Source organism: Klebsiella sp. K5-45 (assembly GCF_030128605.1).
In the GTDB taxonomy this organism is placed as follows: Bacteria; Pseudomonadota; Gammaproteobacteria; order Enterobacterales; family Enterobacteriaceae; genus Klebsiella; species Klebsiella quasipneumoniae.
In genome coordinates, this window is record NZ_JAKUZW010000009.1 from 184,968 (window position 1) to 206,471 (window position 21,504).

Sequence of the window (21,504 nt, forward strand, 5' to 3'; positions counted from 1 at the left end):
ATGCGTAAATCTGTTATCGCGATCATTGTCATCGTGCTGGTAGTGCTCTACATGTCTGTCTTTGTCGTAAAGGAAGGCGAGCGCGGTATCACGCTGCGTTTCGGTAAAGTTCTGCGCGACGACGAAAATAAGCCGCTGGTGTATGCGCCAGGCCTGCACTTCAAGATCCCGTTTATCGAATCGGTGAAGATGCTGGATGCGCGTATTCAGACCATGGACAACCAGGCTGACCGTTTCGTCACCAAAGAGAAGAAAGACCTGATCGTCGACTCCTACATCAAATGGCGTATCAGCGACTTCAGCCGTTACTACCTGGCCACCGGCGGCGGCGACGTCTCCCAGGCAGAGGTGCTGCTGAAGCGTAAATTCTCGGACCGTCTGCGTTCTGAAATCGGCCGTCTGGATGTGAAAGACATCGTCACCGACTCCCGTGGCCGCCTGACGCTGGAAGTGCGTGATGCGCTGAACTCAGGGTCGGCCGGTACGGAAGACGAGGTTAGCACGCCGGCAGCTGACGACGCGATTGCCAAAGCGGCAGAGCGCGTGGAAGCGGAAACCAACGGCAAAGTGCAGGTGATCAACCCGAACAGTATGGCGGCGCTGGGTATTGAAGTCGTCGACGTGCGTATCAAGCAGATCAACCTGCCGGCGGAAGTGTCGGAAGCGATCTATAACCGTATGCGCGCGGAGCGTGAAGCGGTTGCCCGTCGTCACCGTTCACAGGGCCAGGAAGAGGCAGAAAAACTGCGCGCGACCGCGGACTATGAAGTCACCAAGACGCTGGCGGAAGCCGAGCGCCAGGGCCGTATCCTGCGTGGTGAAGGCGATGCGGAATCGGCAAAACTGTTTGCCGACGCGTTCAGCCAGGATCCGGGCTTCTATTCCTTTATTCGTAGCCTGCGCGCCTATGAGAAGAGCTTCCAGAGCAATCAGGATGTCATGGTCCTGAGCCCGGATAGCGATTTCTTCCGCTATATGCGTTCACCGGATTCGGTGCGTAAATAAGTCGAAGATGACAGTAACCTACAGTGGTTAATGCAAAAAGGCGCCTGAGACAGGCGCCTTTTTTTATGCTACGACGGCGTGAATTAGTTGCCGAGCAGCTTGTTTAGCAGGCCACCGATCACCGGCAGGCTCGCCAGCGTACTCTCGATGGTGCCGCCGATAGATGAGCCAACGCTTTTGCCCAGGGTTTTGCCCAGGTCCGGCGCCAGATCGGCCAGATTAATGGTGCCAAGCAGCGGCAGGTTGATGCTCAGGGCATCGGTGCCCATCGTCCATACGGCGGCGCCGACCTTACTACCTAAGGAGGCCAGGCCATCCTGTAACCAGCCTGCGCCGCTCACATTTTCGATTTCAAATGCGGTTAATTCTCTCATGATAATCTTCCTGATTATGTAGACGTACCGGGTTGTAGTACGCGACGGCATAGTTGCAATTTAAAAAATAGACAGCAATACAACTGGTTATGAATTTTGTTTCACCTTTCCGGTTCATAATGAAGAGGAAATACGGGACAATGTGAATTGAGTGAATGCATTCACTATGCTGGCCGATGACGCCTGCGAAGGCGGCGATGATACTTTTCAATTAGGGTTGACGATGAACTCCACCATTTGGCTGGCGCTGGCGCTGGTTTTAGTACTCGAAGGGCTTGGCCCGCTACTTTATCCGCGCGCCTGGCGCAAGATGGTCGCCAGCCTGAGCCAGCTCCCGGATAATTTATTGCGGCGCTTTGGCGGCGGACTTGTGGTTGCCGGGATTGTGATCTACTACATGTTGAGGAAATCGATTGGCTGATCAAAAAGTGGTCGGATTTGCCTTATTTTGGATGCAAAAAGTGCTGTAACTCTGAAAAAGCGATGGTAGAATCCATTTTTAAGCAAACGGTGATTTTGAAAAATGGGTAACAACGTCGTCGTACTGGGCACCCAATGGGGTGACGAAGGTAAAGGGAAGATCGTCGATCTCCTGACAGAACGGGCTAAATATGTTGTGCGCTACCAGGGTGGTCACAACGCCGGCCATACTCTCGTAATCAACGGTGAAAAAACCGTTCTCCATCTTATTCCATCAGGCATTCTGCGTGAAAACGTCACCAGCATCATCGGTAACGGCGTCGTGCTGTCTCCGGCTGCGCTGATGAAAGAGATGAAGGGCCTGGAAGACCGTGGTATCCCGGTTCGCGAGCGTCTGCTGCTCTCTGAAGCCTGCCCGCTTATCCTTGACTATCACGTGGCGCTGGACGTGGCGCGTGAAAAAGCGCGCGGCGCGAAGGCTATCGGCACCACCGGTCGCGGCATCGGCCCGGCTTACGAAGATAAAGTCGCTCGTCGCGGTCTGCGCGTTGGCGATCTGTTCGATAAAGCAACCTTCGCCGATAAACTGAAAGAAGTGATGGAATATCACAACTTCCAGCTGGTGAACTTCTACAAAGCAGAAGCCGTTGACTACCAGAAAGTGCTGGACGATGTAATGGCGATTGCCGACATCCTGACCGGCATGGTGGTGGACGTTTCCGACCTGCTGGATCAGGCGCGTAAACGCGGCGACTTCGTGATGTTCGAAGGCGCGCAGGGCACGCTGCTGGATATCGACCATGGTACTTATCCGTACGTAACCTCTTCCAACACCACCGCCGGTGGCGTGGCGACCGGCTCCGGCCTGGGCCCGCGTTATGTGGATTACGTTCTGGGTATCATCAAAGCTTACTCGACTCGCGTAGGCGCGGGTCCGTTCCCGACCGAGCTGTTTGATGAAACCGGCGAGTTCCTCTGCAAGCAGGGTAACGAATTCGGCGCCACCACCGGTCGTCGTCGTCGTACCGGCTGGCTGGACGCCGTCGCGGTTCGTCGCGCGGTGCAGATTAACTCCCTGTCCGGCTTCTGCCTGACTAAACTGGACGTCCTCGACGGCCTGAAAGAAGTGAAAATCTGCGTCGGCTACCGTATGCCGGATGGCCGCGAAGTGACCACCACTCCGCTGGCAGCCGACAACTGGGAAGGTATCGAGCCTATCTACGAAACCATGCCGGGCTGGTCTGAAACCACCTTCGGCGTGAAAGAGCGCAGCGGCCTGCCGCAGGCAGCGCTGAACTACATCCAGCGTATTGAAGAGCTGACCGGCGTACCGGTTGATATCATCTCTACTGGTCCAGACCGTTCCGAGACCATGATTCTGCGCGACCCGTTCGACGCATAATCACTCGCAAGGGGCGCCGTTCAGGCGCCCTTGTTTTTGCTGTTCGCCCGCCCCATTTTAAATAAATTAGCGGCCTGAGCGCTGGCTGGTTTATCATCAATAATAATGATGTCGCTCGACATACCCTGTTTTCTTTTCCCTGAGGTTTATGTGCAGTTAACGAGTTTCACCGATTACGGACTACGGGCGCTGATTTATATGGCGTCGCTGCCGGAAGGACGGATGACCAGTATCTCGGAAGTAACCGAGGTCTATGGCGTCTCCCGTAATCATATGGTTAAAATAATCAATCAGTTAAGTCGCATGGGCTATGTGACTGCCGTGCGGGGGAAGAACGGGGGCATTCGCCTCGGCAAACCAGCTGGACAGATCCGCGTCGGTGACGTGGTACGCGACCTGGAACCCTTATCGCTGGTCAACTGCAGCAGCGAGTTTTGCCACATTACTCCAGCCTGTCGTCTGAAACAGGCACTAGCTGAAGCCGCGCAGAGTTTTCTCAAGGAACTGGATAACTATACGCTGGCTGATTTGGTTGAGAAGAATCAACCGCTTTATAAATTATTGCTGGTGGAGTGACGCCACTCTGCCGGAGATGACAACGGAGGAACCGATATGTCACAAGATCCATTCCAGGAACGCGAAGCTGAGAAGTACGCGAACCCAATCCCGAGCCGGGAATTTATCCTCGAACATTTAACCAAACGGGAAAAGCCCGCCAGCCGCGATGAGCTGGCCATCGAGTTAAATATTGAGGGCGAAGAGCAAACCGAAGCGCTGCGCCGCCGCCTGCGCGCGATGGAACGCGACGGTCAGCTGGTCTTCACCCGCCGTCAGTGCTATGCGCTGCCGGAGCGCCTTGATCTCCTCAAAGGAACCGTTATTGGTCACCGTGATGGCTATGGTTTCCTGCGTGTTGAAGGGCGCAAAGACGATCTGTATCTGTCGTCAGAGCAGATGAAAACCTGTATTCATGGCGATCAGGTGCTGGCCCAACCGCTGGGCGCGGACCGCAAGGGCCGCCGCGAAGCGCGCATCGTCCGCGTCCTGGTGCCGAAAACCAGCCAGATTGTTGGCCGCTACTTTACCGACGCTGGCGTCGGTTTCGTTGTCCCGGACGACAGTCGCCTGAGCTTCGATATCCTGATCCCGCCGGAAGAGATTATGGGCGCGCGGATGGGCTACGTGGTGGTGGTCGAGCTGACCCAGCGCCCGACCCGCCGCACCAAAGCCGTGGGGAAAATCGTCGAAGTGCTGGGCGACAACATGGGTACCGGCATGGCTGTCGATATGGCGCTGCGCACCCATGAAATTCCGTACGTTTGGCCGCCGGCGGTGGAAAATCAGGTTTCCGGCCTGAAAGAGCAGGTGCCGGAAGAGGCGAAAGCCGGGCGCGTCGATCTGCGCTCCCTGCCGCTGGTCACTATTGACGGTGAAGATGCCCGCGACTTCGATGACGCGGTGTACTGCGAGAAGAAACGCGGCGGCGGCTGGCGCCTGTGGGTAGCCATTGCCGACGTCAGCTACTACGTGCGTCCGGGGACGCCGCTGGACGCGGAAGCGCGCAGCCGTGGAACCTCGGTCTACTTCCCGTCGCAGGTGGTACCGATGCTGCCGGAAGTGTTGTCTAACGGTCTGTGCTCGCTGAACCCGCAAGTCGATCGCCTGTGCATGGTATGCGAGATGACGATTTCGTCAAAAGGCCGTCTGACCGGTTATAAATTCTATGAAGCGGTGATGAGTTCACATGCTCGCCTGACCTATACCAAGGTGTGGCATATACTGCAGGGCGACCAGGAGCTGCGCGAGCACTACGCGCCGCTGGTGAAGCATATTGAAGAACTGCATAACCTCTACAAGGTGCTGGATGGCGCCCGCGAAGAGCGCGGCGGTATCTCATTTGAAAGTGAAGAAGCTAAATTCATCTTCAACGCCGAGCGCCGTATCGAGCGTATCGAACAGACCCAGCGGAACGATGCGCACAAGCTGATTGAAGAGTGCATGATCCTGGCGAACATCTCCGCCGCGCGCTTCGTTGAGAAGGCGCAGGAGCCGGCGCTGTTCCGTATTCACGATAAGCCGAGCACCGAGGCGATTACCGCGTTCCGCAGCGTGCTGGCGGAGCTGGGGCTGGAACTGCCTGGCGGCAACAAGCCGGAGCCGCGCGATTACGCCGAACTGCTGACCTCCATCGCCGATCGCCCGGATGCGGAGATGCTTCAGACGATGCTCCTGCGGTCGATGAAGCAGGCGGTCTACGATCCGGAAAACCGCGGCCACTTTGGCCTCGCGCTGCAGTCCTATGCCCACTTCACCTCGCCGATCCGTCGTTACCCGGATCTGTCGCTGCACCGCGCCATCAAATATCTGCTGGCCAAAGAGCAGGGGCATAAAGGCAACAGCACGGAGACCGGCGGCTGGCACTACAGCATGGAAGAGATGCTGCAGCTGGGCGAGCACTGCTCGATGACCGAACGCCGCGCTGATGAAGCGACGCGCGAAGTCTCCGACTGGCTGAAGTGCGACTTCATGCAGGATCAGGTAGGCAACATCTTCTCCGGGGTTATCGCCAGCGTGACCGGCTTTGGCTTCTTCGTCCGTCTCAACGATCTGTTTATCGACGGCCTGGTGCATGTTTCCTCTCTGGATAACGACTACTATCGTTTCGACCAGGTGGGGCAGCGTCTGATCGGCGAGTCCGGCGGGCAGACTTATCGCCTGGGCGACCGCGTGGAAGTCCGTGTGGAAGCGGTCAACATGGACGAGCGTAAAATCGACTTTACCCTAATCTCCAGCGAGCGCGCGCCGCGTAATGTCGGCAAAACCGCCCGTGAGAAAGCGAAAAAGAGCACCTCCGGCAAACCGGGCGGCCGTCGTCGTCAGGTCGGTAAGCAGGTGAACTTCGAGCCAGACAGCGCGTTCCGCAAAGAAAAAGACCAGGCGAAAGCGAAGCCGAAAGGCGAGAAGAAAGCGAAAAAACCGTCGGCGAAAACGCAGAAAATCGCCGCCGCCACCAAAGCCAAGCGCGCGGCAAAGAAGAAGAGCGCCGAGTGATTGACCATCCTTCATCCTGAAGTCTGCTGACGCAGGACGGGGTGAAGGGCGGATAACAGAACCTAAAACGAGTACATCAATGAGTGAAATGATTTACGGCATCCATGCGGTGCAGGCACTGCTGGAGCGCGCACCTGAGCGTTTTCAGGAAGTTTATATTCTGAAAGGCCGTGAGGATAAGCGCCTGCTGCCGCTGATCCACGCTCTGGAAGCGCAGGGCGTGGTGATTCAGCTGGCCAACCGCCAGTTTCTCGATGAGAAGAGCGAAGGCGCGGTACACCAGGGGATCATTGCCCGCGTGAAGCCGGGGCGTCAGTATCAGGAGAACGATCTGCCGGATCTGCTGGCGCAGCTCGATCAGCCGTTCCTGTTGATCCTTGACGGTGTGACCGATCCGCATAACCTCGGCGCCTGCCTGCGCAGCGCCGATGCTGCCGGCGTGCACGCGGTGATTGTGCCAAAAGATCGTTCCGCGCAGCTGAATGCGACGGCGAAGAAAGTGGCCTGCGGCGCGGCGGAGAACGTCCCGCTGATCCGAGTCACCAACCTGGCGCGCACCATGCGTCTGTTGCAGGAGGAGAACGTCTGGATCGTTGGAACCGCAGGTGAAGCCGACCATACGCTGTTCCAGAGCAAAATGACCGGGCCGATGGCGCTGGTGATGGGCGCGGAAGGCGAAGGCATGCGCCGCCTGACCCGCGAGCACTGCGATGAGCTGATCAGCATTCCGATGGCGGGCAGCGTCTCCTCGCTGAACGTCTCGGTGGCCACCGGCATCTGCCTGTTTGAGGCGGTACGCCAGCGCAGCTAAGCTGACCCGCTGACGAAACTGAAAAGCCATCCTTCGGGATGGCTTTTTTGTGACCGCTCTCGCGGGCGAGTATCCCCCCGGATAACCATACTTAGGCTTATCGCCATTGATGGAGGGAGACACGATGCACTGGCAAACCCACACCGTTTTTAATCAACCGACCCCGCTGAATAACAGCAATCTGTTCCTGTCCGATACCGCCCTACGTGAAGCGGTGGTCCGCGAAGGCGCCGGCTGGGATGGCGATCTGCTCGCCAGCATTGGCCAGCAGCTGGGGACCGCAGAATCGCTGGAGCTGGGACGCCTGGCCAACAGCAACCCGCCGGAGCTGCTGCGCTATGACGCCACCGGCGCCCGACTGGACGACGTTCGCTTCCACCCCGCCTGGCACCTGCTGATGCAGGGGCTGTGCGCGAACCGGGTGCATAATCTCGCCTGGCAGGAGGATGCCCGTGAAGGCGCGTTTGTCGCGCGCGCCGCTCGCTTTCTGCTTCACGCCCAGGTAGAGGCCGGAACGCTGTGCCCGATTACCATGACTTTCGCCGCGACGCCCCTGCTGCAGCGCGCCCTGCCCGCGCCTTTTGGCGACTGGCTGTCGCCGCTGCTGAGCGACCGTTACGATCTCCACCTCGCGCCGGGCGACCAGAAGCGCGGTCTGCTGATTGGCATGGGGATGACCGAGAAGCAAGGGGGTTCCGATGTGCTGAGCAATACCACCCGCGCGGAGAAAACAGCGGAAGGGTTTTACCGGCTGGTGGGACACAAATGGTTTTTCTCGGTGCCGCAGAGCGATGCGCACCTGGTGCTGGCCCAGGCGCCTGCGGGTCTGTCGTGCTTCTTTGTGCCGCGCCTGCTGCCCGACGGGCAGCGCAACGGGGTGCGTCTGGAGCGCTTAAAAGAGAAGCTCGGCAACCGCTCCAACGCCAGTAGCGAAGTGGAGTTTTATGACGCCTGCGGCTGGCTGGTGGGTGACGAGGGCGACGGCGTGCGGCAGATCCTCAGGATGGGCGGTCTCACCCGCTTTGACTGCGCGCTGGGCAGCCATGCCCTGATGCGCCGGGCCTTCTCGGTAGCGCTGTATCATGCGCTACAGCGTCAGGCGTTCGGTAAAAATCTGGTCGATCAGCCGATGATGCGCCAGCTGCTGGGGCAAATGGCGCTCCGTCTTGAAGGACAGACCGCGTTTCTGTTTCGTCTGGCGCGAGCCTGGGACCGTCGGGATGATGCCCGGGAAAGCGCCTGGGCGCGTCTGTTTACGCCTGCGGCCAAGTTTGCCATCTGCAAGGCCGGTATCCCGTTTGTCGCTGAGGCGATGGAAGTCCTGGGAGGGATCGGCTATTGCGAGGAGAGTGAGTTGCCGCGGTTGTATCGCGAGATGCCGGTCAATAGCATCTGGGAAGGCTCCGGCAATATTATGTGCCTCGATGTGATGCGGGTACTGAGCAAGCAGCCGGCGGCGATGGAGCTGCTGGCCGCGGAGTGTGCGGAGGTGAAAGGACAAAACCGCCATCTCGACCGCGCATGGCGTCAGCTGCAGCAATTGCTGAAACGACCCGCCGAAGAGCAGGGCAGAGAGATTGCCCGGCTGGTCTATCGTCTGGGGGCGGGGGCGCAGATGCTGCGTTTCGCTTCGCCGCCGCTGGCCGAAGCCTGGTGCCGGATGATGCTCGACACGCGCGGCGGCATACGTCTTGACGCGCCGACCCTCGACGACCTGCTGCTGCGGGCCATGGGGCGGGGGCGCCAGGCACCTCAGGCGTAGAGAATGGCCTGCACGCGCCAGCTGTCCGGCTGTTGTTCCTCGTACATCTGAATAATGCGATACCAGGAGGCGCCTTGCTCGTCCGCTTTGCGGGCAATGGCGTGCTCCACATCCTGTTGGCTGCCGGAAAGATTAGCGACGGAGATCAGACCGATTTCATTCAGGCCGGTAACGCAATCCGCGCTGGCGAATTCGGCTGACTGCGCGGACGTGTTGGCCGTCGCAGTGGTTAACAGCAGGCTGGATAGGGTAAAAGATCGTTTCATCGTCAGCTCCATTTCACGTAGTCCCAAGGGCAGTCCGTTGCTAACGTCCTGCCAGGTGGCTGGCCGAACGTTATTATGCACAGGAGAACGTGAATGGACGCAAAGCTATGTAAAGCAGATTTAAAGACACCGCCTCGTCATCGACGATAGAGGATCGCCTGCGAATACCACTGGCCGGGTACCATGGTGTCATCGATCATGATGATGACGTAGTAATCGGCTTTGGCCGCTTCTGCTTTGGCCTTCAGCGCCGCTTCGACATCCATCGGCGAACCGTACATCAGTACGCTCACCGTAGCCATTTTCTGCAGGCCAGCCGTCTGGTTGCGCTGGATCTCCTGCGGATGGTCGGTGGCGGGCGGCGGGGCTTCCGGCGTTCCCTGCAAAGCACTACACCCGCTGAGAACGATAGCCAGTAACCACGGAGACAACCTGCGCATAACCATATCTCGTTTCCTGATAGTGATAGTGTAGTGGTAGCCTTAACAGGATTTCCGGGGAATGTTCCCGAACTGTTATCTCTGACGCGATTTTCGAATGAAAATGTTGTGAAAGCGTAACCGGGTTCTCAACATTATGAATCGTAGCAAACTGGGTTGCCTGGTGAATGCATTTTCCCATGCCGCCTAACCACAATAGAGAAGGGAGACGATAAATGATTGCACTAGAAATGCGCAACCTCGGCGGTGGCGAAATTTTGCATGCCTGCCCGCAGGAGAGTCTGGACAAACCACTGCCCTGTATCGTCTTTTATCATGGCTTTACCTCGTCGAAACTGGTTTACAGCTACTTTGCGGTGGCGCTGGCCCAGGCGGGTTTCCGGGTGATTATGCCGGACGCGCCGGAGCATGGCGCGCGCTATCACGGTGATGAGACCGGGCGGATGCAGCGCTTCTGGCCGATCCTGCAGCAGAATTTCAGCGAGTTTCCCGCGCTGCGTGAGGCGATTATCGCCGAAGGCTGGCTGGAAGGAGAGCGACTGGCGGTGGCGGGGGCGTCGATGGGGGGAATGACGGCCCTGGGTATCATGACGCACCATCCCGAGCTGAACAGCGTCGCCTGCCTGATGGGATCAGGCTATTTTCGTTCGCTGTCGCAAACCCTGTTTCCCTCGCCTGGCTTTGATGGCGACAGCCTCAGCGAATGGGATGTCAGCCATCAGCTGGCGTCGCTCGCCCGGCGGCCGCTGTTGCTCTGGCATGGCGATGCCGACGACGTGGTGCCGCCGGAAGAGACCTTCCGTCTTGAGCAAGCGCTCAGGCAGAGCGACCTTGCAGCCAGGCTGACCTGCGTCTGGCAGAAAGGCGTCCGCCATCGCATCACCCCGGAGGCGCTGGCCACGACGGTCGCCTTTTTTCAGCAGCATCTTTAAACGCGGATCACGCTGACGCCCTGGTCCTCAAGCTGCTTGAGGATCGCGGCATCGGCCTGTTTGCCGGTGATCACCACGTCAATTTGCCCGGCCTGGCTGAATAGCATTCCGGCGCGCTCGCCGATCTTGCTGCTGTCGACCAGCACCGCCAGCTTGCCGACCACGCTGAGCATTTTCTGCTCGGCCATGGCGGTCAACATATCTGTTTTGTATAACCCCTCGGCGGTTAACCCTTTGCCGCTGGTGAACATCCAGTGCCCGGCATAGAGGCTGTTTTCACTGCCGTGGGGGCTGAGGGTGATGGCGTGGCTGCGGTTGTACTGCCCGCCCATGATAATCACGCTGTCGTGTTCCTGGTCGATCAGGTAGTTGGCCAGCGGCAGATAGTTAGTGATGATCTGCACCGGTTTGCCGCACAGTTCACGCCCCAGCAGAAAGGCGGTGGAGCCGCAGTTGATGACGATGCTCTCACCCGGCGCGATCAGCTGCGAAGCGGCGCGCGCAATACGCACTTTTTCATCCAGATTCTGCGCCTGGTGGATATTCATCGGCGTCCAGCGGGGGCGCTGCTCGCTAATGGCTTCCGCGCCATTGCGTACCTTTTTCAGTTTGCCGCTTTCATCCAGCTTGTTGATATCACGTCGGGCCGTTGCGGGTGAGATCCCGAGCCGCGACATCACCTGCTCTACGGTAACAAACCCCGTTTGGGCGAGCAGATCCAGCAGAATTTGGTGCCTTTGCGCTTCCGTCATGAGCGAATCCGATTAAAAGTGAACGGCAAAGATGATATTTGAAATCATGTGAAAATACTAACCCTGCGGCGAGGTATTTCCGGCAGGCAGTGCCTGCCGGAGGCGGCTTACAGGAAGGATTTGAACGGCAGGTCCGGCTCAATGGTAAAGCAGTCATCGAAGCCGCGCGGGTAGTGATATTCGAAATTGTCTTTATCCAGCGGCCAGGTAAATTTGCCGCCGACCTGCCAGATAAACGGCTTGAAGCCGTACTTCAGACGATCTTTTTTCATCTCCCACAGGACGCGGATCTCCTGCGGATCGGCCTGAAAGTTCGACCAGATATCATGGTGGAACGGGATCACCACCTTCGCGTTGAGCGACTCTGCCATGCGCAGGATATCGGCGCTGGTCATTTTGTCGGTGATCCCGCGCGGGTTCTCGCCATACGAGCCGAGGGCGACGTCAATCTGATGCTCGTTGCCATGCTTCGCGTAATAGTTGGAGTAGTGGGAATCGCCGCTGTGGTACAGGTTGCCGCCCGGTGTTTTAAACAGATAGTTGACCGCGCGCTGGTCCATCCCGTCCGGCAGCACGCCGGCGGCTTTTTGATCCGCCGGGAGGGTGATCAGCGCGGTACGGTCGAACGCGTCGAGCGCGTGGATCTCAATGTCCTTAATCTTCACGACATCGCCGGGCTTCATGACGATACAGCGCGCTTTCGGCACGCCCCAGCCGATCCACATATCGACGCAGGTTTTCGGGCCGATAAACGGCACATCGGCCGGGCAGTTCTGCATGACGGCGGCGGCGACGTTGACGTCAATATGATCGTTGTGATCGTGGGTCGCGAGGACCGCGTCAATCTGGCGAATGGCGAATGGATCGAGCACGAACGGGGTGGTGCGCAGATTGGGCTGCAGTTTCTTCACCCCTGCCATCCGCTGCATCTGATGGCCGGTTTTCATCAGTGGATTGCCGTGGCTCTGCTTGCCGGTGCCGCACCAGAAATCGACGCAGACGTTGGCGCCGCCTTCGGATTTCAACCAGATGCCGGTACAGCCCAGCCACCACATGGCGAAGGTGCCGGGCGCAACCTGCTCCTGCTCAATCTCTTCATTCAGCCAGCTACCCCATTCCGGAAAGGTGTTCAGGATCCATGATTCACGGGTGATGGTTTGGACTTTACTCATCGCGGTCTTCCTCATACATTTTCAAAAGTAATCAGTATTTGATTGGTTTTGATTTATGTTGTCACTGTGCTTCCAGGATTGCAATCTTGTTTTCCATCCCTTTTGCGATCTGATACGCATGATCTCCCGTCTTTTTCACAGCTTATGCGCCTTGGCTTTTGTTTTATCTATATGATTTAAAATGTTTATTTTTGTTGCATTATAAATGAATGGAAATAACCTGAATGAAGGAAAGGATTATTGCGGTGTGCGTCACATTTAATCAAATTTAATCTTGTTGTGATTATTTTTGATTATTAGAGTGAGCAACGAGAAATGCTGAGCGTAAGGCGCGTTCAGCGCCTTCACCATCGGGAGTGTGTTATGGCAATCCTCTACAACATCTTTACCGTTTTCTTTAATCAGGTGATGACTAATGCCCCGCTGCTGCTGGGTATCGTGACCTGCCTGGGCTATATCCTGCTGCGTAAAAGCGTCAGCGTGATTATCAAAGGCACCATCAAAACCATTATCGGTTTCATGCTGTTACAAGCCGGCTCCGGTATCCTCACCAGCACCTTTAAGCCGGTGGTGGCGAAAATGTCAGAGGTGTACGGCATTAACGGCGCCATCTCTGACACCTATGCCTCGATGATGGCGACCATCGACCGGATGGGCGAGGCGTATAGCTGGGTGGGTTACGCGGTGCTGCTGGCGCTGGCGCTGAATATCTGTTACGTCCTGCTGCGCCGGATTACCGGCATCCGCACCATCATGCTGACTGGCCATATCATGTTTCAGCAGGCGGGGCTGATCGCGGTCTCGTTCTTTATTTTCGGCTACTCCATGTGGACCACCATCATCTGCACCGCGGTGTTGGTGTCACTCTACTGGGGCATTACCTCCAATATGATGTACAAGCCTACTCAGCTGGTCACCGACGGCTGCGGTTTTTCTATCGGGCACCAGCAGCAGTTCGCCTCGTGGATTGCCTACAAAGTGGCGCCCTGGCTGGGGAAAAAAGAGGAGAGCGTCGAAGACCTCAAGCTGCCTGGCTGGCTGAACATCTTCCACGACAACATTGTTTCCACCGCGATTGTGATGACTATCTTCTTCGGTGCGATCCTGCTCTCTTTCGGCATTGACGTGGTGCAGGCGATGGCGGGTAAAATCCACTGGACGGTCTATATCCTGCAGACCGGTTTCTCCTTCGCGGTGGCGATTTTCATCATCACTCAGGGCGTGCGGATGTTCGTCGCCGAGCTGTCCGAAGCCTTCAACGGTATCTCGCTGCGTCTGATCCCCGGGGCGGTGCTGGCGATCGACTGCGCCGCTATCTATAGCTTCGCGCCGAATGCGGTGGTCTGGGGCTTTATGTGGGGCACCATCGGTCAGCTGATTGCCGTCGGCATTCTGGTCGGCGTCGGCTCCCCGATTCTGATTATTCCAGGTTTTATCCCTATGTTCTTCTCCAACGCGACGATTGGCGTTTTTGCCAACCACTTTGGCGGCTGGCGCGCGGCGCTCAAAATCTGCCTGGTGATGGGCATGATTGAAATATTCGGTTGCGTATGGGCGGTGAAGCTCACCGGTATGAGCGCCTGGATGGGGATGGCGGACTGGTCGATTCTGGCGCCGCCGATGATGCAGGGCTTCGCCTCCGTCGGGCTGGCGTTTATGGCCGTCATCATCCTGATTGCACTGGCTTATATGTTCTTCGCCGGCCGCGCGCTGCGCGCCGAGGAGGACGCGGAAAAAAAACTGGCAGAGGCCTCTGCCCAATAAGGAGTTCTGATTATGACCGTACGTATTCTGGCTGTGTGTGGTAACGGGCAAGGCAGTTCCATGATCATGAAAATGAAGGTGGACCAGTTTCTGACGCAATCCAACATCGACCACACGGTAAACAGCTGCGCGGTAGGTGAATACAAAAGCGAGCTGAACGGCGCGGATATCATCATCGCTTCAACCCATATCGCGGGGGAGATTACCGTCTCCGGTAATAAACATGTGGTGGGCGTGCGTAACATGCTTTCGCCAGCGGATTTCGGTCCCAAGCTGCTGGAGGTGATTAAAGCTCACTTCCCGCAGGACGTGAAATAAGGAGCGGCCATGAAACTTCATGAATCGCTGGCGCAGAACCACTCCATCCGCCTGCAGGCGGAAGCGGAAACCTGGCAGGAGGCGGTAAAAATCGGCGTCGATCTGCTGGTGGCCGCCGACGTCGTGGAACCGCGCTATTACCAGGCCATTCTCGACGGCGTGGCCGAGCATGGCCCCTATTTTGTGATCGCCCCCGGGCTGGCGATGCCGCACGGGCGGCCGGAAGAGGGCGTCAGGAAAACCGGGTTTGCGCTGGTGACCCTGAAAAAACCGCTGATTTTCAACCACGAAGATAACGACCCGGTCGACATTCTGATCACTATGGCGGCGGTTGACGCCACCACTCACCAGGAGGTGGGGATTATGCAGATCGTTAACCTGTTTGATGATGAAGCCAATTTCGACCGTTTACGCGCCTGTCGCAGCGAGCAGGAAGTGCTGGATTTAATTAAAAACGCCACCGCGGCGGCTGTTTAAAAGGAACACTATCATGTCATTACCTATGTTACAGGTCGCACTGGACAACCAAACGCTGGCCAGCGCCTACGAGACCACCCGCCTGATCGCCGAAGAGGTGGATATCATTGAAGTCGGCACCATCCTTTGCGTCGGGGAAGGGGTGCGTGCGGTGCGCGATCTGAAAGCGCTGTACCCGCATAAAATTGTGCTGGCGGACGCCAAAATCGCCGACGCCGGCAAGATTCTGTCGCGGATGTGCTTTGAAGCCAACGCCGACTGGGTCACGGTGATCTGCTGCGCCGATATCAATACCGCCAAAGGGGCGCTGGATGTCGCCAAAGAGTTCAACGGCGACGTTCAGATCGAGCTAACCGGCTTCTGGACCTGGGAGCAGGCGCAGGCATGGTGCGAGGCGGGCATCCAGCAGGTGGTCTATCACCGCAGCCGCGACGCGCAGGCGGCGGGCGTGGCGTGGAGCGAGGCGGATATCAGCGCAATTAAGCGTCTGTCCGATATGGGCTTCAAAGTGACCGTCACCGGCGGCCTGGCGCTGGAGGACCTGCCGCTGTTCGCTGGCATCCCCATCCACGTCTTTATTGCCGGGCGCAGCATCCGCGATGCCGCTTCGCCGGTGGAAGCGGCGCGCCAGTTTAAACGCTCTATCGCCCAGCTGTGGGGTTAAGGAGCGGCTATGTTGGCGAAACAAATTCCGCTCGGCATCTATGAAAAAGCGCTCCCCGCCGGGGAGTGCTGGCTGGAGCGGCTAAAGCTGGCGAAAGCGCTGGGCTTTGATTTTGTGGAAATGTCCCTCGATGAAACGGACGCTCGCCTTGCGCGGCTGGACTGGAGCCCGGAGCAGCGTCTGGCGCTGGTCAAGGCGGTGGCCGAAACCGGCGTCCGGGTGCCATCGATGTGCTTGAGCGCCCATCGCCGTTTTCCACTGGGCAGCGAAGATGACGCGGTGCGTCTTCAGGGGCTGGAAATCATGCGCAAAGCCATCCAGCTGGCGCAGGATGTCGGGATCCGGGTGATCCAGCTGGCAGGTTACGACGTCTATTACCAGCAGGCGAACGATGAGACGCGGCGCCGCTTTCGCGATGGTCTGAAAGAGAGCGTCGAGATGGCCAGCCGGGCCCAGGTAACCCTGGCGATGGAGATTATGGACTACCCGTTGATGAACTCGATCAGCAAAGCGCTGGGCTACGCCCATTACCTGAATAATCCGTGGTTCCAGCTTTATCCCGATATCGGCAATCTGTCGGCGTGGGATAACGACGTCCAGATGGAGCTGCAGGCCGGCATGGGGCACATCGTGGCGGTGCACGTCAAAGATACCCGGCCCGGCGTCTTTAAAAACGTGCCGTTCGGCGAAGGGGTCGTCGATTTTGAACGCTGCTTCGCAACCCTCAAACAGACCGGCTACTGCGGCCCGTATCTGATTGAGATGTGGAGTGAAAGCAGCGCGGATCCGCTAGCGGAAGTGGCGAAGGCGCGCGACTGGGTGAAAGCGCGGATGGCCCGCGCCGGGCTGATGGAGGCGGCGTAATGCAACAACTGAAACAGCAGGTGTTCGAGGCCAATATGGATCTGCCGCGCTACGGCCTGGTGACCTTCACCTGGGGCAATGTCAGCGCGATTGACCGGCAGCGCGGGCTGGTGGCGATCAAACCCAGCGGCGTGGCCTACGACGCCATGACCGTCGATGACATGACGGTGGTCGATCTGCAGGGCAACGTGGTGGAAGGACGCTGGCGTCCCTCCTCTGATACCGCTACCCATCTGGCGCTCTATCGCCGTTATCCCGGCCTTGGCGGGGTGGTGCATACCCACTCGACGCACGCCACCGCCTGGGCGCAGGCGGGGCTGGCGATCCCGGCGCTCGGCACCACCCATGCGGACTACTTCTTCGGCGATATTCCCTGCACCCGGGCGCTTAGCGCACAGGAGGTGGACGAGGCCTACGAGCTGAACACCGGGCAGGTGATTATCGAAACGCTGGGTGAGGCCAATCCGCTGCATACGCCGGGGATCGTCGTCTATCAGCACGGGCCATTTGCCTGGGGCAAAGACGCCCACGAGGCGGTACACAACGCGGTGGTGATGGAAGAGGTGGCGCGCATGGCGTGGATTGCCCGCGGCATTAATCCGCAGCTGCAGCCGATTGATAGCTGGCTGATGGAAAAACATTTTCTGCGTAAACACGGGCCGAACGCCTACTACGGGCAGAAGTAAACGACGCGCTCCGGGGCTTTCACCGTCACGGTGAAACAACTGGTCTGGCCCCGGAGCTGTTTTTTAGCCCTGACGATAAGCTGAGGGCATAGCGCGCATGCCGATGATCGTGACCACGCAAATTATCGCGCCAGCGTAAAACGTCGAAGCGGCGCCGAAGGTTTCCCACAGCACTCCGGCGCAGGTACTGGCCAGCAACAGCGCCAGGCCGCTCATCAGGTTGAACATACCGAACGCCGTGCCGCGTAGCTCCGGCGGCGCCGTATGGGCGACCATCGCCGCCAACAGCCCTTGGGTCATCCCCATGTGAATTCCCCATAGCGCGACCCCGACCAGCAGCGTGCTCCAGTGGCCGCTGAGGGCCAGCACGATATCGGCGAGGATCAGCACCAGCAGTCCCCACTGCAGCAGTTTGCTGTGGCTCATGCTGTCAGAGAGCTTGCCGAACGGGTAGGCCGTAACGCTGTAGACGAGGTTCATCGCCACCATCACCAGCGGAATAGTAAACAGCGGGATCTCCATCTGCTGGGCGCGCAGCACCAGAAAGGCTTCGCTGAAGCGGGCAAGGGTGAAGATGCTACCGATGGCGACCACCCACCAGTAGGCGGCGGAGAGCTTTTGCAGATTTTCGCGCTTCAGCGGATTACTGCGTTTATGACCGATGGCGGATTTTGGCTCCTGCAGACCAAAACCCAGCAGGAGAATGGAGAGCACGGCGGGAATAACCGCCACCCAGAATATGGCGTGAAAATCGTTGGCCCAGAGAAACATCAGCAGCACAGCCAGCAGCGGGCCGAGAAAGGCGCCAATGGTATCCAGCGCCTGACGCAGCCGTAGGCGGCGCCGCGGATCTCCGGTGGGGTGACGTCGGCGACCAGCGCGTCTCGCGGCGCGCCGCGAATGCCTTTGCCTACGCGGTCTATCATGCGGGCGCTAAACACCATGCCGGCGGTCGGGGCGATGGCAAACAGCGGCTTGCTGAGCGCGCCCAGGCCGTAGCCCAGCAGCGCCAGCCCTTTGCGCTTGCCGACGTAGTCGCTGATCGCGCCGGAGAAGACTTTCAGGATCAGGGCGGTGGCTTCCGCCAGCCCCTCGATAAGACCGATAATGATCACGCTGGCGCCGAGGGTGGTGGCCATAAACAGCGGTAAGAGACTGTGGATCATCTCGGACGACACATCCATCAGTAGGCTGACGCCGCCGAGCACCCAAACGCCTTTGGGAATACGGCCTAAGGTGGCGAAACGCGGAACCATCCATTACTCCTGATTATCAAAAAACAGACTGATGATTAAATCAGGTTGCAATGACGCTGATAAGTCGGTTTATAAAATAATTCTCAATTGCGTTTAGGTGAGGGTTTCGCTTCGCCCCTCGCGAGGAGAGGCGAAGAATGGGCCCGGCGTTAGCGGTATATCACCGCGCTGGCGCGAAGCGGGCCGTTGGTTTCTGGTTCATGCATCAGGATGGGCTGGAAGTATTTCGCCCCCTGCGCATCGCTCAGCTGGCTAAGGGCCTGTTCAGCCTCGTGCTCAGTGGCCATATTATGATTGATATAGATAACGCCGAGGCTCTGCACGTCGTCCATGTTGCGGGCCTGTCGTTCGGTGATTTGGATAGCTGCCAGCGCGTTGGCGCTGAAGAAAAGCGCAGCCATCATGGCGATGATTTTCAGTTTCATATACTACGCTCCTGACTGACAGTCCTGACGCTGACTCGGGGGCTCTCCTGTGGTCGTTGGGCTTTGATATAAGTGTAATCGCTGCGCGTTCGTCGCATGGCGACCTTTTCTGATGCAGTTGTTCAAAAAAATGCCGCTTCCTTTGCTGGTTAATTTTAAATCACCCACTTAGCGCAACTTGACGCATAGTGCGAATTATTTGTGCAAATGCGCTTGTGTTCCTGGGGGGCCGCCATTAGAATGACGCGTCAATTTTTCAGCCGCCCTTTAACACGTTCCTTGCCTCCATGGGCCGCGGCTGACCCAGACAGGAGGCTGAATAATCCGTAAGGAGCAATTCGATGCGTCATTACGAAATCGTTTTTATGGTCCATCCTGACCAGAGCGAACAGGTTCCGGGCATGATCGAACGTTACACTGGTGCAATCACTGCAGCAGCAGGTACGATCCACCGTCTGGAAGACTGGGGCCGCCGTCAGCTGGCTTATCCGATCAACAAACTGCACAAAGCTCACTACGTTCTGATGAACGTTGAAGCGCCGCAGGAAGCGATCGATGAGCTGGAAACTAACTTCCGCTTCAACGACGCCGTTATCCGCAGCATGGTAATGCGTACTAAGCACGCTGTTACCGAAGCATCTCCGATGGTTAAAGCGAAAGACGAGCGCCGTGAGCGTCGCGAAGATTTCGCCAACGAAACCGCAGATGATTCTGAAGCTGGGGATTCTGAAGAGTAATCCTGATGACCAACCGTCTGGAGCTGTCCGGCATTATTTGCAGGACTCCACTTCGTAAGGTCAGCCCGTCAGGAATTCCTCACTGCCAGTTCGTGCTTGAGCATCGTTCAGTGCAGGAGGAAGCCGGTTTTCACCGGCAGGCATGGTGTCAGATGCCCGTTATTATTAGCGGTCACGAGAACCAGGCCATTACTCACAGTATAACGGTCGGTAGCGCAGTAACCGTTCGAGGGTTCATCTCTTGCCATAAGGCAAAGAACGGCTTGAGCAAAATGGTTCTGCATGCCGAGCAGATTGAATTGATAGATTCTGGAGACTAGCCATATGGCACGTTATTTCCGTCGTCGCAAGTTCTGCCGTTTCACCGCGGAAGGCGTTCAAGAGATCGACTATAAAGATATCGCTACGCTGAAAAACTACATCACCGAAAGCGGTAAGATTGTCCCGAGCCGTATCACCGGTACCCGTGCAAAATATCAGCGTCAGCTGGCACGCGCTATCAAACGCGCTCGCTACCTGTCCCTGCTGCCGTACACTGATCGTCATCAGTAATCGGTCACGGTCCATTAATACGACTTTGAGAGGATAAGGTAATGCAAGTTATTCTGCTTGATAAAGTAGCAAACCTGGGTAGCCTGGGTGATCAGGTTAACGTTAAAGCGGGCTATGCTCGTAACTTCCTGGTCCCGCAGGGTAAAGCTGTTCCTGCTACCAAGAAAAACGTTGAATTCTTCGAAGCGCGTCGCGCTGAACTGGAAGCCAAACTGGCTGACGTTCTGGCAGCTGCTGAAGCTCGTGCTGCGCAGATCAACGCCCTGGAATCCGTAACCATCGCGTCTAAAGCTGGCGACGAAGGTAAACTGTTCGGTTCCATCGGTACTCGCGACATCGCTGACGCTGTCACTGCAGCAGGCGTTAAAGTTGCTAAGAGCGAAGTTCGCCTGCCGAACGGCGTTCTGCGTAACGTTGGCGAGCACGAAGTGGACTTCCAGGTTCACAGCGAAGTATTCGCTAAAGTTATCATCAACGTGGTTGCTGAGTAATCGGCATCTGACGTTCTGGTAACAACAAACCGCCGGCCTTGTGCCGGCGTTTTGCTTTCCAGAGCCCTTCATTTTGCGGCGGCGTAACGCTCGCTGTCGTCTTCTCTGCTAGCGCGCACGCACAAAACTGCCATTCGACTGGCGGGTAAACAGCACCTGCTGACCATTGCCGGTATCAATAGTGAGCCCGGTGACCACGCCGTTGGCGTTCTGCCGAATCTGCACCGTCTGTCCGCTCTGCAACGTGCTTAATGGTTTACCAGCGCCTTCAACCTGCGCCATGGCGTAGACGTCGGTGGCCGGCAGCCCATGATCGCGGAACAGCTGGGCCAGGGTTTTGCCCGACTCGATGCGATAGGTTCGCCACTGTTGCTCAATGCCCGGCGCGGACTGCTGCGATGAGGATTGATAGGGCTGGGAGGCAGCGGGCTGTTGCGTTTGCGCCTGGTCCGGTTGCTCATCCTGAATCGGCTCCGGGGCGACCGGCGCCATCTGATCGGCGTCGCTCACGGTAGGCGTATTGGTGATCGGCGGCAGGGGAACGGCCTGATTGCCGCCAGCTTGCGGCTGGGACTGCGACTGCAGATTCAGGTTTGCTTCACGGCTGGCGGACGCCGGGTTTTGGCTATCGTCTGAGGGAAGCAGAATGCCGATGATAACCAACAGGAAGCCAGCGATAATTCCCCGGCGGTGCATCGGGGGCAGTGGGTCCAGGAGGCGAAAATGATCCGGGGCGTGCCAGATTTTCGCCAGGGTAGATGTCAGTTCAAAGCGCCCGGGCATGGCTTTCCTCCTGCTCCGCATATTTTTATCCTGCCTATGAGTATAGATGGCTAACGTCCTGATGACCGGAACAAAGTGAAGTTAACCTGATGCCGCCTAT

At 57.7% G+C, this 21,504-nt stretch carries 25 protein-coding genes and 1 pseudogene; 18 read left to right on the forward strand and 8 right to left on the reverse strand.

Features of this window, described 5'->3' with window-relative positions:
- Positions 1 to 1,005, forward strand: coding sequence for a protease modulator HflC (gene hflC, locus MKS11_RS19745; protein WP_004192484.1), 1,005 nt, complete (start codon positions 1 to 3; stop codon positions 1,003 to 1,005).
- An 83-nt stretch (positions 1,006 to 1,088) separates the two neighbouring features.
- Here hflC and MKS11_RS19750 read toward each other — a convergent pair whose 3' ends face one another.
- Positions 1,089 to 1,379 (reverse strand): hypothetical protein, encoded by a 291-nt coding sequence (locus tag MKS11_RS19750; protein ID WP_087771117.1) that lies wholly within the window; start codon positions 1,377 to 1,379, stop codon positions 1,089 to 1,091.
- Positions 1,380 to 1,602: 223 nt separating this feature from the next.
- On the opposite strand from MKS11_RS19750, the gene MKS11_RS19755 reads away from it, so the two are divergent.
- The 6 genes from MKS11_RS19755 (at position 1,603) to MKS11_RS19780 (ending at position 8,825) form a co-directional block, all read left to right on the forward strand.
- Positions 1,603 to 1,800, forward strand: a complete 198-nt coding sequence (locus MKS11_RS19755; RefSeq protein ID WP_002885664.1) for a DUF2065 domain-containing protein — start codon at positions 1,603 to 1,605, stop codon at positions 1,798 to 1,800.
- A 102-nt stretch (positions 1,801 to 1,902) separates the two neighbouring features.
- Entirely contained in the window at positions 1,903 to 3,201 is a 1,299-nt protein-coding gene (locus MKS11_RS19760) for an adenylosuccinate synthase (RefSeq protein WP_004206445.1), read from the forward strand.
- A 150-nt stretch (positions 3,202 to 3,351) separates the two neighbouring features.
- Positions 3,352 to 3,777 (forward strand): nitric oxide-sensing transcriptional repressor NsrR, encoded by a 426-nt coding sequence (gene nsrR / locus MKS11_RS19765; protein ID WP_002885667.1) that lies wholly within the window; start codon positions 3,352 to 3,354, stop codon positions 3,775 to 3,777.
- Between the two features lie 36 nt (positions 3,778 to 3,813).
- Positions 3,814 to 6,252: a ribonuclease R gene (gene rnr, locus MKS11_RS19770; protein ID WP_004206447.1), complete on the forward strand. Its 2,439-nt coding sequence runs from the start codon at positions 3,814 to 3,816 to the stop codon at positions 6,250 to 6,252.
- 79 nt (positions 6,253 to 6,331) lie between these two features.
- On the forward strand, positions 6,332 to 7,063 hold the full coding sequence (gene rlmB / locus MKS11_RS19775) for a 23S rRNA (guanosine(2251)-2'-O)-methyltransferase RlmB (RefSeq protein ID WP_002885669.1): 732 nt from the start codon (positions 6,332 to 6,334) through the stop codon (positions 7,061 to 7,063).
- A gap of 124 nt (positions 7,064 to 7,187) precedes the next feature.
- The gene (locus tag MKS11_RS19780) at positions 7,188 to 8,825 is read left to right on the forward strand and encodes an isovaleryl-CoA dehydrogenase (RefSeq protein ID WP_259596544.1); all 1,638 of its coding nucleotides are present in this window, start codon (positions 7,188 to 7,190) and stop codon (positions 8,823 to 8,825) included.
- Here MKS11_RS19780 and yjfN read toward each other — a convergent pair.
- Together yjfN and bsmA are read right to left on the reverse strand one after the other, a co-directional pair.
- Positions 8,816 to 9,091, reverse strand: a complete 276-nt coding sequence (gene yjfN, locus MKS11_RS19785) for a DUF1471 family protease activator YjfN (RefSeq protein ID WP_004206450.1) — start codon at positions 9,089 to 9,091, stop codon at positions 8,816 to 8,818. The genes MKS11_RS19780 and yjfN overlap by 10 nt on opposite strands.
- Before the next feature lie 137 nt (positions 9,092 to 9,228).
- Entirely contained in the window at positions 9,229 to 9,537 is a 309-nt protein-coding gene (gene bsmA / locus MKS11_RS19790; protein WP_004206451.1) for a biofilm peroxide resistance protein BsmA, read from the reverse strand.
- A 209-nt stretch (positions 9,538 to 9,746) separates the two neighbouring features.
- On the opposite strand from bsmA, the gene yjfP reads away from it, so the two are divergent.
- Positions 9,747 to 10,463, forward strand: coding sequence for an esterase (yjfP, locus tag MKS11_RS19795; protein WP_004206452.1), 717 nt, complete (start codon positions 9,747 to 9,749; stop codon positions 10,461 to 10,463).
- Here yjfP and ulaR read toward each other — a convergent pair.
- Together ulaR and ulaG are read right to left on the reverse strand one after the other, a co-directional pair.
- Positions 10,460 to 11,215 carry an HTH-type transcriptional regulator UlaR gene (gene ulaR, locus MKS11_RS19800; protein WP_004206453.1) on the reverse strand — a complete coding sequence of 252 codons (756 nt, stop codon included), beginning with the start codon at positions 11,213 to 11,215 and terminating at the stop codon, positions 10,460 to 10,462. The genes yjfP and ulaR overlap by 4 nt on opposite strands.
- Positions 11,216 to 11,322: 107 nt before the next feature.
- Positions 11,323 to 12,387: an L-ascorbate 6-phosphate lactonase gene (ulaG, locus tag MKS11_RS19805; RefSeq protein ID WP_048294047.1), complete on the reverse strand. Its 1,065-nt coding sequence runs from the start codon at positions 12,385 to 12,387 to the stop codon at positions 11,323 to 11,325.
- A 363-nt stretch (positions 12,388 to 12,750) separates the two neighbouring features.
- Here ulaG and ulaA point away from each other — a divergent pair, with 363 nt between their 5' ends.
- From ulaA to MKS11_RS19835, 6 genes are read left to right on the forward strand one after another with little or no spacing between them, the layout of a single operon-like run.
- Positions 12,751 to 14,151, forward strand: a complete 1,401-nt coding sequence (gene ulaA, locus MKS11_RS19810) for a PTS ascorbate transporter subunit IIC (protein ID WP_048294048.1) — start codon at positions 12,751 to 12,753, stop codon at positions 14,149 to 14,151.
- A 12-nt stretch (positions 14,152 to 14,163) separates the two neighbouring features.
- On the forward strand, positions 14,164 to 14,469 hold the full coding sequence (gene ulaB, locus MKS11_RS19815; RefSeq protein ID WP_002885682.1) for a PTS ascorbate transporter subunit IIB: 306 nt from the start codon (positions 14,164 to 14,166) through the stop codon (positions 14,467 to 14,469).
- Positions 14,470 to 14,478: 9 nt separating this feature from the next.
- Positions 14,479 to 14,946, forward strand: a complete 468-nt coding sequence (gene ulaC / locus MKS11_RS19820; RefSeq protein ID WP_023319570.1) for a PTS ascorbate transporter subunit IIA — start codon at positions 14,479 to 14,481, stop codon at positions 14,944 to 14,946.
- 13 nt (positions 14,947 to 14,959) lie between these two features.
- On the forward strand, positions 14,960 to 15,610 hold the full coding sequence (gene ulaD, locus MKS11_RS19825) for a 3-keto-L-gulonate-6-phosphate decarboxylase UlaD (protein ID WP_017900592.1): 651 nt from the start codon (positions 14,960 to 14,962) through the stop codon (positions 15,608 to 15,610).
- Positions 15,611 to 15,619: 9 nt separating this feature from the next.
- Positions 15,620 to 16,474, forward strand: a complete 855-nt coding sequence (locus MKS11_RS19830) for an L-ribulose-5-phosphate 3-epimerase (RefSeq protein WP_017900591.1) — start codon at positions 15,620 to 15,622, stop codon at positions 16,472 to 16,474.
- A complete protein-coding gene (locus MKS11_RS19835) occupies positions 16,474 to 17,160 on the forward strand; it encodes an L-ribulose-5-phosphate 4-epimerase (protein ID WP_087771118.1) in 687 nt (228 codons plus the stop codon). Before MKS11_RS19830 ends, MKS11_RS19835 begins: the two co-directional genes overlap by 1 nt.
- Positions 17,161 to 17,223: 63 nt before the next feature.
- Here the strand turns inward: MKS11_RS19835 and MKS11_RS19840 are convergent.
- Together MKS11_RS19840 and MKS11_RS19845 are read right to left on the reverse strand one after the other, a co-directional pair.
- A pseudogene (locus MKS11_RS19840) lies at positions 17,224 to 18,416 on the reverse strand (MFS transporter).
- 149 nt (positions 18,417 to 18,565) lie between these two features.
- Positions 18,566 to 18,841, reverse strand: a complete 276-nt coding sequence (locus MKS11_RS19845) for a DUF1471 domain-containing protein (RefSeq protein WP_004206463.1) — start codon at positions 18,839 to 18,841, stop codon at positions 18,566 to 18,568.
- Positions 18,842 to 19,182: 341 nt separating this feature from the next.
- On the opposite strand from MKS11_RS19845, the gene rpsF reads away from it, so the two are divergent.
- Genes rpsF through rplI form a run of 4 tightly spaced genes read left to right on the forward strand, consistent with a single transcriptional unit; the run spans position 19,183 to position 20,621 of the window.
- Complete coding sequence (gene rpsF / locus MKS11_RS19850; RefSeq protein ID WP_002885691.1) at positions 19,183 to 19,578, forward strand: 30S ribosomal protein S6; 396 nt, start codon at positions 19,183 to 19,185, stop codon at positions 19,576 to 19,578.
- A 5-nt stretch (positions 19,579 to 19,583) separates the two neighbouring features.
- On the forward strand, positions 19,584 to 19,898 hold the full coding sequence (gene priB / locus MKS11_RS19855) for a primosomal replication protein N (protein ID WP_002885722.1): 315 nt from the start codon (positions 19,584 to 19,586) through the stop codon (positions 19,896 to 19,898).
- Between the two features lie 4 nt (positions 19,899 to 19,902).
- Positions 19,903 to 20,130, forward strand: coding sequence for a 30S ribosomal protein S18 (rpsR, locus tag MKS11_RS19860; RefSeq protein WP_000135199.1), 228 nt, complete (start codon positions 19,903 to 19,905; stop codon positions 20,128 to 20,130).
- Positions 20,131 to 20,171: 41 nt separating this feature from the next.
- Positions 20,172 to 20,621, forward strand: a complete 450-nt coding sequence (gene rplI / locus MKS11_RS19865; RefSeq protein ID WP_004206464.1) for a 50S ribosomal protein L9 — start codon at positions 20,172 to 20,174, stop codon at positions 20,619 to 20,621.
- Positions 20,622 to 20,729: 108 nt separating this feature from the next.
- Here rplI and MKS11_RS19870 read toward each other — a convergent pair whose 3' ends face one another.
- Positions 20,730 to 21,404 (reverse strand): LysM-like peptidoglycan-binding domain-containing protein, encoded by a 675-nt coding sequence (locus MKS11_RS19870; RefSeq protein WP_004206465.1) that lies wholly within the window; start codon positions 21,402 to 21,404, stop codon positions 20,730 to 20,732.
- Positions 21,405 to 21,504: the final 100 nt, after the last annotated feature.

What these genes read in the sequence shown, in the direction of transcription:
- hflC (WP_004192484.1), top strand. Translation starts at nt 1, where the DNA reads ATGCGTAAATCTGTTATCGCGATCATTGTCATCGTGCTGGTAGTGCTC.
- MKS11_RS19750 (WP_087771117.1), bottom strand. Translation starts at nt 1,379, where the DNA reads ATGAGAGAATTAACCGCATTTGAAATCGAAAATGTGAGCGGCGCAGGC.
- MKS11_RS19755 (WP_002885664.1), top strand. Translation starts at nt 1,603, where the DNA reads ATGAACTCCACCATTTGGCTGGCGCTGGCGCTGGTTTTAGTACTCGAA.
- MKS11_RS19760 (WP_004206445.1), top strand. Translation starts at nt 1,903, where the DNA reads ATGGGTAACAACGTCGTCGTACTGGGCACCCAATGGGGTGACGAAGGT.
- rnr (WP_004206447.1), top strand. Translation starts at nt 3,814, where the DNA reads ATGTCACAAGATCCATTCCAGGAACGCGAAGCTGAGAAGTACGCGAAC.
- rlmB (WP_002885669.1), top strand. Translation starts at nt 6,332, where the DNA reads ATGAGTGAAATGATTTACGGCATCCATGCGGTGCAGGCACTGCTGGAG.
- MKS11_RS19780 (WP_259596544.1), top strand. Translation starts at nt 7,188, where the DNA reads ATGCACTGGCAAACCCACACCGTTTTTAATCAACCGACCCCGCTGAAT.
- yjfN (WP_004206450.1), bottom strand. Translation starts at nt 9,091, where the DNA reads ATGAAACGATCTTTTACCCTATCCAGCCTGCTGTTAACCACTGCGACG.
- bsmA (WP_004206451.1), bottom strand. Translation starts at nt 9,537, where the DNA reads ATGGTTATGCGCAGGTTGTCTCCGTGGTTACTGGCTATCGTTCTCAGC.
- yjfP (WP_004206452.1), top strand. Translation starts at nt 9,747, where the DNA reads ATGATTGCACTAGAAATGCGCAACCTCGGCGGTGGCGAAATTTTGCAT.
- ulaR (WP_004206453.1), bottom strand. Translation starts at nt 11,215, where the DNA reads ATGACGGAAGCGCAAAGGCACCAAATTCTGCTGGATCTGCTCGCCCAA.
- ulaG (WP_048294047.1), bottom strand. Translation starts at nt 12,387, where the DNA reads ATGAGTAAAGTCCAAACCATCACCCGTGAATCATGGATCCTGAACACC.
- ulaA (WP_048294048.1), top strand. Translation starts at nt 12,751, where the DNA reads ATGGCAATCCTCTACAACATCTTTACCGTTTTCTTTAATCAGGTGATG.
- ulaB (WP_002885682.1), top strand. Translation starts at nt 14,164, where the DNA reads ATGACCGTACGTATTCTGGCTGTGTGTGGTAACGGGCAAGGCAGTTCC.
- ulaC (WP_023319570.1), top strand. Translation starts at nt 14,479, where the DNA reads ATGAAACTTCATGAATCGCTGGCGCAGAACCACTCCATCCGCCTGCAG.
- ulaD (WP_017900592.1), top strand. Translation starts at nt 14,960, where the DNA reads ATGTCATTACCTATGTTACAGGTCGCACTGGACAACCAAACGCTGGCC.
- MKS11_RS19830 (WP_017900591.1), top strand. Translation starts at nt 15,620, where the DNA reads ATGTTGGCGAAACAAATTCCGCTCGGCATCTATGAAAAAGCGCTCCCC.
- MKS11_RS19835 (WP_087771118.1), top strand. Translation starts at nt 16,474, where the DNA reads ATGCAACAACTGAAACAGCAGGTGTTCGAGGCCAATATGGATCTGCCG.
- MKS11_RS19845 (WP_004206463.1), bottom strand. Translation starts at nt 18,841, where the DNA reads ATGAAACTGAAAATCATCGCCATGATGGCTGCGCTTTTCTTCAGCGCC.
- rpsF (WP_002885691.1), top strand. Translation starts at nt 19,183, where the DNA reads ATGCGTCATTACGAAATCGTTTTTATGGTCCATCCTGACCAGAGCGAA.
- priB (WP_002885722.1), top strand. Translation starts at nt 19,584, where the DNA reads ATGACCAACCGTCTGGAGCTGTCCGGCATTATTTGCAGGACTCCACTT.
- rpsR (WP_000135199.1), top strand. Translation starts at nt 19,903, where the DNA reads ATGGCACGTTATTTCCGTCGTCGCAAGTTCTGCCGTTTCACCGCGGAA.
- rplI (WP_004206464.1), top strand. Translation starts at nt 20,172, where the DNA reads ATGCAAGTTATTCTGCTTGATAAAGTAGCAAACCTGGGTAGCCTGGGT.
- MKS11_RS19870 (WP_004206465.1), bottom strand. Translation starts at nt 21,404, where the DNA reads ATGCCCGGGCGCTTTGAACTGACATCTACCCTGGCGAAAATCTGGCAC.